This is a genomic window from Cupriavidus pauculus (assembly GCF_008801835.1).
GTDB lineage: Bacteria > Pseudomonadota > Gammaproteobacteria > Burkholderiales > Burkholderiaceae > Cupriavidus > Cupriavidus pauculus.
In genome coordinates, this window is the sequence record NZ_VZOW01000062.1 from 1 (window position 1) to 10,328 (window position 10,328).

Annotated in this window: 8 protein-coding genes and 2 pseudogenes; 4 read left to right on the forward strand and 6 right to left on the reverse strand. The window is 59.0% G+C overall.

Annotated elements, in window-relative coordinates; translation table 11 throughout:
• Positions 1-79: 79 nt before the first annotated feature.
• Positions 80-463 (forward strand): annotated as a pseudogene (locus F7R19_RS30395) (type II restriction endonuclease); the annotation flags it as partial.
• A gap of 262 nt (positions 464-725) precedes the next feature.
• Here F7R19_RS30395 and F7R19_RS28780 read toward each other — a convergent pair.
• Positions 726-1,187 (reverse strand): CzcE family metal-binding protein, encoded by a 462-nt coding sequence (locus tag F7R19_RS28780; protein ID WP_104669843.1) that lies wholly within the window; start codon positions 1,185-1,187, stop codon positions 726-728.
• 545 nt (positions 1,188-1,732) lie between these two features.
• Between F7R19_RS28780 and F7R19_RS28790 the strand changes: the two genes are divergently transcribed.
• Positions 1,733-1,942 (forward strand): hypothetical protein, encoded by a 210-nt coding sequence (locus F7R19_RS28790; protein ID WP_104669842.1) that lies wholly within the window; start codon positions 1,733-1,735, stop codon positions 1,940-1,942.
• Between the two features lie 362 nt (positions 1,943-2,304).
• Here the strand turns inward: F7R19_RS28790 and F7R19_RS28795 are convergent, their stop codons facing one another.
• The 3 genes from F7R19_RS28795 to F7R19_RS28805 all read right to left on the reverse strand — a co-directional run bounded on the left by F7R19_RS28795 (position 2,305) and on the right by F7R19_RS28805 (position 5,085).
• A complete protein-coding gene (locus tag F7R19_RS28795; RefSeq protein ID WP_104669841.1) occupies positions 2,305-3,039 on the reverse strand; it encodes a glycosyltransferase in 735 nt (244 codons plus the stop codon).
• A gap of 503 nt (positions 3,040-3,542) precedes the next feature.
• Entirely contained in the window at positions 3,543-3,917 is a 375-nt protein-coding gene (locus F7R19_RS28800; protein WP_104669840.1) for an NUDIX hydrolase, read from the reverse strand.
• 136 nt (positions 3,918-4,053) lie between these two features.
• On the reverse strand, positions 4,054-5,085 hold the full coding sequence (locus F7R19_RS28805; RefSeq protein WP_249043179.1) for a GDP-L-fucose synthase family protein: 1,032 nt from the start codon (positions 5,083-5,085) through the stop codon (positions 4,054-4,056).
• A 1,310-nt stretch (positions 5,086-6,395) separates the two neighbouring features.
• On the opposite strand from F7R19_RS28805, the gene F7R19_RS28810 reads away from it, so the two are divergent.
• Complete coding sequence (locus F7R19_RS28810) at positions 6,396-7,631, forward strand: TolC family protein (protein WP_158664392.1); 1,236 nt, start codon at positions 6,396-6,398, stop codon at positions 7,629-7,631.
• A 233-nt stretch (positions 7,632-7,864) separates the two neighbouring features.
• Positions 7,865-8,764, forward strand: a complete 900-nt coding sequence (locus F7R19_RS28815; protein ID WP_223506431.1) for a tyrosine-type recombinase/integrase — start codon at positions 7,865-7,867, stop codon at positions 8,762-8,764.
• Between the two features lie 261 nt (positions 8,765-9,025).
• Here F7R19_RS28815 and F7R19_RS30695 read toward each other — a convergent pair.
• A pseudogene (locus F7R19_RS30695) lies at positions 9,026-9,620 on the reverse strand (hypothetical protein); the annotation flags it as partial.
• Between the two features lie 256 nt (positions 9,621-9,876).
• Positions 9,877-10,328: porin (locus tag F7R19_RS28825; RefSeq protein ID WP_150982910.1), on the reverse strand; the 452-nt coding region annotated here is incomplete at its 5' end.

Below are 10,328 nucleotides of genomic sequence, written 5' to 3' on the forward strand. Positions count from 1 at the left end.
AGCCGACTCCACTCGACGCTGGGCTACGTCAGCCCCATGACGTTCGAGAAAAACTGGTCCGCAGCTCAGCAACACCGGGCTGCCTAATTCCCTCGGTTATGGGATTCGTGGAACAGGGGCAAGGTCAGTCCCGCTGATCGATGCAGTCTGGCTGGATCCCACAACCCTTGAGGTCGCCGCCGCATTCGAGGTCGAACATTCGACATCGATTTATTCCGGTATCGTGCGGTTGCTGGATCTCGCTCTGGGCAACAGTCAATCCGCCACCAAACATCTATTCCTCGTTGCCCCAGACAACCGAGAAGCGGAAGTCCGTGCGCAACTCAGCCGGCCGGCCTTCAGTCGTGTCGCCGAACTCAACATGCGATACGTCCCGTACTCCAGCCTTCGCGAGCATCGGGAGAACATCGCGCGCTTTGGCACGGGCATCAAACCGATCGAAGCTATCGCCAAATCCTTGTAGCTCCAGCACCGCACGGTCAGGCGAACCTGCAAATGCAAGGCGCGCACGGACCACACCGAGCATCTCTCGGTGCGCCGCGGGCGCATGCCGCGTCAGCCAGAACCCTTGACGGTTAAGCCCCTTCAGTGAACGTATCGCGGGTCCCGACGGAATGGACGCCGCCCTGCGTCCCCGGAGGGCGGACGGCGTCCATTCCATCTCGACCCGAGCCTGATCGGAACATGACAAGACGGACGGGTGCGCGGCTAGCACTGTCGCCTCGTTAGCCGCCGGCGTAGAGTTCGCTCTGCTCGATGTACAACCAGACGCCCTGGCCGCCAGGCAATTCCGGGAAGAGCTCGTTGATGGCAACGGCCTTGTTGCTGCCCAACTGCCCAAAAGCAAAAGTGATCTCGCGCGCCCCACTCTTGAACGTTACGGTCTCGCCCGAATCGATATTCACGTACTTCAGGCCCGGCGCAACTTCGACGACGCGCGCGGTGCTCCCCGCCGGCGCCTCGCTGCCGAACAGCGAAGCCTGCGGGCCAAGTCTGACGGCGGACAATGAAGAGTGGCCCGCTCCGGAGCCATGACCATGGTGTGCAGCCGCTTGAATCTGGGCCTGCTGCGACCAGCCGTCCGCGCTAGTGGATTCGATCTTGTCAGCGCTCCATGCTGCGGGCGTTGCAAGAAGTGTGACTACGCCGAGTATGAGCGACGCGATGGAGGGCTTTCGGGATGTCACGACGTTCTCCTTATGAGTTTCGGGACTAACCTGTGCCATCGAGGTTAGCCATCCGGCCCATACGAAGACCTTACCCACCCGTTACAACTCGGAAAGCCCCACGAATAGCGCAACTGCGATCGTCAGCCTTGCATTAGCCTTGCCAGACGCTCACGCCAATGCATCGCGTCACGATGCATCTTTCCCTGTCCCGACGGGCTCGTGGCACCGATGCAATGCCCTTCGCAGACCGACGGACGAAGACTTATTTTTCGCTGTTTCCACGTGCTCATGGCTTGCCCCACCTCATATCGCGTCGCTAGCCGCCGAGAGAAGAATCTGGGCGGATGCCATTCGCCAGTGCTACGGCCTGTGTGCGACACAGTTGTCCGATTCCGCTCTCGCGCAATGGGTATGCGCTGAAGATCGCCGCCTCTTTACGGTTCCTCGCAACGAGATCCTATGTCCCTAAAACGTTCTGCAGTTGTAATGGGAGGGTCATCTGTAGGTTCGGTTGGCCGGACTAGACTGGCATTGTCGAACTAGAACTCAACAGGAGGCAACTCATGAAACGTACCACTGCGGCCCTGTTCGCTCTCACGGTCTCGATCGTCGGTATCGGCAGCGCCATTGCAGAAACCGCGGGCAATACCGAACGTGGACAGATTCATCGACCGAGGGATCCGTACACGGACGGCGCCAAAGCCGCGAACTTCGATGTGTACGGCGGTGGCGCGAAGATTGAGCATCACCTGGGTGAGATCATTGCGAAATAGCCCACCCAGGAATACAGCGAGAACGCCAGCCTCGCGGCGCTTAACTTGCACAAACACAGGTTACGATATCAGCCCACTCCTCCAATGGCCCTCGTCTTCGCATCGCCGGGTCCGATATCCATTAGATCCGCCGTTCCCCCGGTGGAACACTTAGCGGTTGCTCCGATCTGGGCAACCGCATTTTTTTGGTGAGGCGACCCTCCATACGATTGGGACTGGCACGGTATCGAGCTATTCGACAGGTATCGCTACGAACGCTGGGCTACAAGCTGTGACAGGCACCAAAGCCCGCATCTCTGGGGGAACGCTGGAAGCTCAGCGCCAGATGACTCACCATCCTTTTGGCGACCCATGTTCAAGCGTCACCTTCTTTTTGCCAATCTTGCACGAGCCACCATGACAATCGAGACGGCCATGGCATATACCACACCATTCAATCCAAAACGATCGTAGACGATTCTAAATTTCTCCAATCTCTTCTCTCTGGGAAACGATGCGCTGATTCCACTTGGCTCTATGCATGACAACGCCATCGGAACATAGCGGAAGGCTCCAGCCGCGTATCGTTTGTAATATTGAAGAACGAAATCCAGGTCCGAATAGATCCTGTATTTTTCCTCGTAGCGCAGATCGCAAACACGAAATGCCATCGACTGATGGCATGCGTGAATAATTCCGGCACGAAGCCTCAGCAACGGCGCAGCAGGCTCCAGACCATTCCGACCAAGATTGTCGCCATAGATCAACCAGGGCTCTGCCGGGGATTGGCTCTTGCTCCGCATCATCTCAGAGAGTACGCCTGGCGATGCGAAGCAATCCCCCGAATTCATAAATACCGCCCACTCTCCTCTCGCAACGTTTAACCCTTTGTTCATTGCGGCGTACACTCCGCGATCCGACTCACTAAAAAAATGATCGATTTCTGATCGCCGTAACATTGCCATCTCAACGGAACCATCCGTAGAGGCGCCGTCAACGATGATGAATTCAACACGGAAATCGTCGCGAACCTGCGCCGACACGCTATCCATTGTCCTTGACAAGCCAACGCGATTGTTGAGATTGACGGTTATAACAGATATTAAGGTCATCGCCATCCCACTATCTCAAGGTCGAAAGTACGGTCCCATGTGCTGCCTCGTATGCTCGTCGTAAGACATTCGTTTTGTCTCGCTAGAATCCGACCAGCCGTACGATTCCATCATCGCAAAACTCTTGTCAGGTCTCTCTCATCGACTAACAAATCCACCGCATCGGTCAGGATAGAGGATTGTAGGTGACGAAGACCTGTCCAACTGATTACCGGCTTGCTCCACCGTGGCAACCGGTCGGACGAACGCGCGTTCCCATGGCTGCCTTTATGTCTCATGAGTGGCACCGCATCCTCCTGGAGGATAGCTTCCGCCATGCAGGATGCATCAACGCGGCCCGTCGCCTCGAATATTGTTCTGGCTCCTGGATGGCGGATTTTCAACGCGTGCGCACGGCGTGGTGAATCGCGTCGCAGCAAAGGATCGATTCGTTAAAGCGTAAAAGCGTTAATGCGCCTCGATCTTGCGCTTCGTGCAGGGACTATCGCGTCGACGCGCACACTTTGCCTCTACCGGTTGCGTACGATCCAGAATGCTTCAATGATGTGTCGCGTCGTTGGGCTAACGACAATCTCGTCGAGCTCGGATGGGGCGAACCACTGGCAGCGCAGGATCTCCTTGCCCGGCATGGCGGCGACGGTCCTGCTGATATTCGCAACGAAAACGTGGTGCACCGTTGTCGCGCCAATCACTTGAAATAGAAATTCAAGCCCTTTTGCGATCAGCGTCGTCTCTTCATAAAGCTCCCGTGCTGCGGCACTGGCAAGAACTTCCGCTTTTCCCGGACGCCCACCAGGCAAAGCCCATCTGCTGTCATCCTTGGTAACGAGTAGTATGCGGCCCCGACGTGTACAAAGGACTGTGGCCCTTACTTTCGTCTTCATTGACCCCTTGGGGTGAAGTCAACGATGACCCTGAGGTTGCACCCAAAGCAAATGCGTTCGTAACGCCCGCGTCGTTGGCATCGGCGCACAGACCAGAACACCCCGCTCGAGAACGGGCGGACTTCCGCGACTTGCGTCAGCCGACTGGGGCGGCTCGCCTTACTGGACATGGTTGTACGTGCCGACTGCCCGCCCATTCCCGTGAAAGCTCGGACGCCTCGCTTGCAATGGCATCCTGGTACGCGAGCGGCAATCCGGATTCCAGCGTTACCAGCGGTTGCCAGCCCGAAGCGCTGATGACACTGCTGTCCAGGCGCTTGCGCGGCGTGCCGTCAGGACGCGCGCTGTCGAACAGGATGCTACCCTGATAGCCCACCACCTTTGCCACCAGCAGCGCCAACTGGCGGATCGAGACCTCCTCTCCAGTACCGACGTTCAGGAAACCGGCCTTGCCTGCGTGTGTCCAGTAGGATTGGCGGGACAGCCCCATCACGTGCAAGCAGGCGCGGGCCAGGTCGTCGGCATACATGAACTCGCGCATCGGCGTACCCGATCCCCAGACCGTCACCTCTGGTGCATCCGAAATCTTCGCTTCGTGAAAGCGTCGGATCAGCGCGGGGATCACGTGGCTGTTCTCGGGGTGGTAGTTATCGCCGAGCCCATAAAGATTGGTCGGCATCACGCAGCGAAAATCCGCATCGTATTGACGTTTGTAGCTCTTGCACAGCGTGATGCCCGCGATCTTGGCCATGGCGTAAGGCGCATTGGTGGGCTCCAGTTCGCCGCACAGCAGTGCGGACTCCTTGATCGGTTGCGGCGCGAACTTCGGATAGATGCAACTTGACCCGAGAAACAGTAGCCGTTCGACGCCGTTGCGCCAAGCCTCGTGTATCACGTTAGCCGCAATCATCAGGTTCTGCTGGATGAACTCGGCTGGGTAGGTGTCATTGGCGTGGATACCGCCCACGCGCGCTGCCGCCAGATAGACCTGCGAGATCCCTTCGGTGGCGAAGAAGTAGCTGACTTCCTGCTGGTCGGTGAGATCGACCTCGGCATGCGTGCGGACGACCAGTTCCACGTCATCGCGCGTGGCCAGCGAACGCGCAATCGCTGAGCCGACCATGCCGCGATGGCCGGCCACGAACACTCGTTGGATAGGTTTGTTCATGATTGTCATTGGGAGAGGTCTGCCACCTTGACCAGCGTATCCTGGTGCGCGGACAGGAATGGTGCTTCGACCATTTCAGTCACGAATTCGCCGACGTGAAGCGTCATGTTCACCCGTGCTTGCCCGTGGCATCACTCTATGGTCGACTCGTTTGGATCACTGTCTGTCAACCCACATAGACGGCACGCAGGCTGGTGAGGCGGCGGTGCCACCGTAGGAGGACTAGACGTGCGCAAGTCAGAAACAAAGTCTCGCTCACAGCGGGCCCATGCAGTAGCCGTCATTTCGTCCAGGGAAATTCCGGCAAATTGCCTAGTCAGAGCGCCCCTTTCGCGCAGGCTCTCATTGGGCAATGAATGCAAGGCGTAACATGACGACGGGTAGGAGTTTCGGCAACCATGATGAATGAAGGCGAATGGAAAGCGCGAGTGATGGCCACTCATATTGGCTTGTGCCCGCGCTGCGAATCGACGAACATCACCCGGGGTGCCTGCGCCATCGGCGCTGTCCCGCCGGGCCACATCAAAGAAACCGTTAAGCACGAAGAAAAGTCCGGGGTCGGGGATCGTGCCACTCTGACGTTCGCCGCTGGCATTGGGCACACCTTCCGTAGAGCATCATGGAGTCCTCACGCAAAAGATAGACCTCCGCGCGGAACTGACGCGACATTGTGCGCTCTCCCAAAATTGTTGCAAGATACGCAGTCGCGGAGACGCTTCAACCCGGCGCGCGTCAGGTCTGCCGCAGTCTCCATTGCGTGCCTCCCTTCGGCGTTTTCCACGCAAAATGTGTCCTGCACGCGTAGCCAAGCTTCATCCACCATAGAACACTAGCTCTTCTATCGCGGACGTCGATTCTTCACGCAGATACTGAAAACCATCGGCAGACGCGCCTCATGCCAACGCTCGGAGCGCGAAGCTTAGCCCGACATCACATGCATTTCTCTCGCGCGACATGGCGGCTCCGGCAAGCGAAGCTACCATTTTCCAAACACTACAGCTTCCGCCCAAAATAGTCAGCTAACGATCTTGTAATTTCCCCGTCATGAGCCAGTGAGTTCGATTCGTGTAGGTTAGCCTGATCGTCTCGCTTCAGGCACGTATGCGGCAAGGCAACCAGGAACGAAAGGCCCGCACACCATGGCTTACATATTCGCAAGATCGGACGAAGGCAGACCCGTTCGCCTGCGAACCTCGGGTTCATGGAACGGGTTGGCGCCGCTGACTGTTGCGGCGCTGTGTCAAATGCTGGCTATCCCCGCATTTGGACAGCCCATTTCGACCACCCTCAGGCCTACACGGAGCGCAGCCGTGTCGTCATCGACGGTGGCGTCGAATCGTACTGACGCCCACTCCTCTGACGAACTGGGTGCTTTGACATTGCGAGAGGCGCTGCGCATCGGGAACGCAAATAATCGCGATATCGCGGCCGCGCGCGCCACACTGGACGCAGCCCGGGGCGTACTCATCGGCGCGGGAAAGCGACCCAACCCAACGCTGACCCTGGGCACCGGGCCGGGGCTACTCGGACAATATCGTCCGCGTGACGCGGACATGCTCGTCAGTGTTTCGCAACTCATCGAGCGCGGCAACAAGCGGGCACTACGAACGCAGGTCGCCAGCCATCTGGAGAACGCTGCGCGCCTCGATGCCGAGAATGTTTGGCGCCAGTTCCGCCTAGCGCTGGCCACCGCCTACTTTGCGTTGAAGCAGGAGCAGGAGCGTGTCGGGCTTGCTCAGGCGACCCAGACGGCCTTCACGCGCTCACGTGAAGCCGCGGCACTGCGGCTGAAGGTCGGGGATCTTGCCCGCGTGGATGTGGTTCGGCTTGGTATCGAAGAGCGCCGCAGCGAGAACGACGTGGCTCAGGCGCAAAGTGATCTTGGCATTGCACGCAACGTTCTGGCGGCACTACTTGGGTGTGAACGTGAGTCCGCCTTGATCCGGGTGATCGATGCCTGGCCAGTCGCCGGCGAAATCAAACCGACATCGGAGAGTATCGAAGGCATGCTGGAAACGCGCCCGGATGTTCAGGCTGCCATCGCACGCCTGTCCGCCGAAGAGGCACAGTTGCAGCTCGCGCAAGCGCAACGGATCCGCGACGTGACGTTGGCGCTCGTCAGTGAACGCAACCTTCCCGCGAACGGCGGCACCACGCTTGGCGTGCAGCTGTCCATGCCGCTCCTCATTCACAACGAGTATGACGGCGAGATTGCACGCGCGGAAGCTGAGTTGAGAGGCTCTCGGATTGACCTCGACAAGACACGGGCAAGTGCACGCGTGGAAGTCGCCCGTGCACTTGAACAGTTCGATTCGGCACGGGTGCAACTGGCTCGCTACGAGGAGAAGATCTTGCCGGACGCAACGTGGGTGGTGGAAGCTGCGGAGTTCGCTTACAAAAAAGGCGCCATTCCGTTGACCGATCTGCTGGATGCCCGTCGCCAATACTACGCCGCACAACGGCAGTTTCTGGAGTTACGAATGAATTTTGCGACTGCGAACGCCGCGCTCGCGACGAGTTTGGAGGATGCGAGCCTTGGCCAATAGCCGTGTCATACCCCGACACGAGGCGGGGTCGTTGCGGACGAACTGGCACCCACGCTACGCGACAAGCCGCTGATGTCCTGGATGCACAGAAGGCCGTCACCCAGTGATGATCCCTGGAGAGGCCGCGAGCGGCAAGCGCGCGGGACACATGCTTCTCCCGTGGTGACCGGCCATCGCCGTATAGGAGAGGCCCCGAGGTTGTCCAGCTGCCGTTCTATAACCCATACCCCCATATGCATAGACTTTGGCTAACCGATCCTACTCGCGCCTACGACCGTTGGCAGGCCGGCGAAGCCGCCAGCGCCGATCACCACCCCTTTGCAAAGCGCTCGATCAGGCTGCACCGCGCCATTTTTGTACGTTTCCATCGCCACTTGAACACTCACGGCGCCACGCTGAGGAACTTTGGATCGGATGACATCGAAGCCTTCTGGCACGACGCCAATGGGGCCGCCGACACGGCAGCCCGGGTACGCTTTCTCAAACTGATGGACAGGTTGTGCCGCCACCTGATTCTCGCTGGCGTGCGTGCATCCAACCCTGCCGCGGAGTTGAGGTTGGCCGACCAATGGCTTCAGGAGGAGCCCGAGCGCCTCTACCTTCCCGAGGAGGTGGATGCACGGCTACAGGAATTCGTACGACCACTAAGCGGCGACAATTCTGTGCAACTGCGATGCCGCGCGATCGTTGCATTTTTTCTCGGCACCGGTGTCACTGCCGGCGAGGGTAGAATGACCCGCGTGCAAGACCTTCACCCCGCCACCTCGCCCCTCTATTTGCACGTGCCGGCAAAAAACCAGAAATCGCCTCGCATCATCGACCTTGAGTCCTTCGCCATCGCGCCGTTGTCAGCATGGCTGGCCATCCGCAGCAAGGCACCCGTCTATGGCGACCTGCTGTTCACCCTGAAGCGCACCGGCACCCCCATCACCTATATGAGTCTTGGGAAGATCGTACGCGAGGCCTTCGATGCCATCGGCTTCGACGCGGCGGATATGAGCCCGCGTATCCTCCGCAATACGTACTGCCGGCGCGCCCTCCTCCAGGGGTTGCAGCGTGAGGAAATCACGCGACGCCTCGGACTGTCGAGTAACCGGACAGTGGACCGCCTCGCCCAGTCTATCCGCCGATAGCGCTGAGCTTGGGGCACCTTGTTGGCCTCGCAATGCCGTGGCGCAGGCCGCCCCGACCGCACCGTACGGCTTGAGCGTGGCTTTGATGCCTAGCAGATCCGAAGCGTACAGCCACGAGGAGAGCGCTCGCAAGGTTCAGAACTGGAAAAAGGTGACCGGCCAAGACTGACATTCGGGCTGTCTGTCATTAAGATGGAACGCGGCTAGATACCTGTCGTCTTCTGATGGCGCTCCCGCTGGAGCCGACCCGTGCTAACCGAGTCACCGGGGTGACTTCCTTATGTCCTGCGTCGCGACGGGTACACCATCGAGCTCCCTCCTCACCGCTGCACCCCAGCTATTCGGCCAATAGCAGATCCGATGGATGGCAGGGCAAGGAGGCCTTGCCATCCATTCACCAGCGGTGCTGATGTCAGCCGCAGGAAGGTGACTCGTGTTGTTGCGCAGCACCTGGCTGTAGAGCGGGTAGTAGTAGCGGTTCAGCACGTTCTGGATGCCGCCAGTCGGGGTGTCCTGCCTCGTCACCCGGTAGCTGCTGATCAGATCGAGCGTGGTGTAGGTGCTGACATCGCGCGTCTGAAGCTTTCCACACCGTTCAGGCGATAGTCGTGGCCGGCGAAAAACGTTGTGTGTAACCGGTTGTTCCACCGCGGCACCGGAGTACCGAAGACCTTGGAGTTCTGCGTCGTCCGGTCAACGTTACCGCCGCGCGTGGGAACGGCCCGCGCGTTGAATGGCGTAAAGCGGCTGTAGTAGTCGCGTAGTAGAACTGCGCCGACACCAGACTGCCGAGCAGATCGCGATGCTCATACTCGACATTTACAACCGTGTAGCGGACCTGGTTTTGGTCGACCATTTTCAGGCGGTCAAGCGCACGCGCGGGTACGCTGCCCGCAGGGTGGGTCGGAGGCATAGCGCGTGCCTTGGTTGTGTTAAGCCATTTCGACGCCAGCCAACCATTCACTCCTTCAGATTTTTTGAAAATCTCTGCCATCATGAACTCCGTAAGATGGCAATACCTCTCCAAGGTGCATCATAAAAAAGGGCCACCAATTTGGTGGCCCGAAGCTCTCTTGTTGTTAGCAAGGGAGTGTCGATCTTGAAGGATTCGATTAGAACTTGTGGCGCACGCCGATGACCGCACCAACCTGGTTCTTGCCCGGTGCGACACTGGTAGGTGCACCCGAAAGCGAGTTGTAGCCGTTCAGACCGAGCTGCGAGCCGTTCTTGTTCCTCGCATAGGCTACGTTCATATAGACGTCCGTGCGCTTCGAGAAGGCATAGTCGGCCGACGCCACGAACATGAGCGGATCCGCACCCGAGTTGCGCGTATCCGTGTAATAGGCGGCACCCGTCAGGCTCATCGCCGGCGTCATGCTGTAGCGCAGGCCGGCCCAGTACAGGTTTGCCCGGCTGGCTGCCAGCGTGCCGGCATTGCCATTGAACCAGCGATACCCCAGGAAGGCCTTCGCGGGACCGAATGCATAACTCGCACCCACCAACGCGCGACGGTCCTTTCGTTCGTCCGTTGCCACAGTCGAGCCGCGGAACTCGTCATAGACCG

Bases quoted from the DNA above. Each gene is read 5' to 3' on its own strand.
- F7R19_RS28790 (WP_104669842.1), top strand. From the start codon at position 1,733: ATGAAACGTACCACTGCGGCCCTGTTCGCTCTCACGGTCTCGATCGTC.
- F7R19_RS28805 (WP_249043179.1), bottom strand. From the start codon at position 5,085: ATGAACAAACCTATCCAACGAGTGTTCGTGGCCGGCCATCGCGGCATG.
- F7R19_RS28795 (WP_104669841.1), bottom strand. From the start codon at position 3,039: ATGGCGATGACCTTAATATCTGTTATAACCGTCAATCTCAACAATCGC.
- F7R19_RS28800 (WP_104669840.1), bottom strand. From the start codon at position 3,917: ATGAAGACGAAAGTAAGGGCCACAGTCCTTTGTACACGTCGGGGCCGC.
- F7R19_RS28815 (WP_223506431.1), top strand. From the start codon at position 7,865: ATGCATAGACTTTGGCTAACCGATCCTACTCGCGCCTACGACCGTTGG.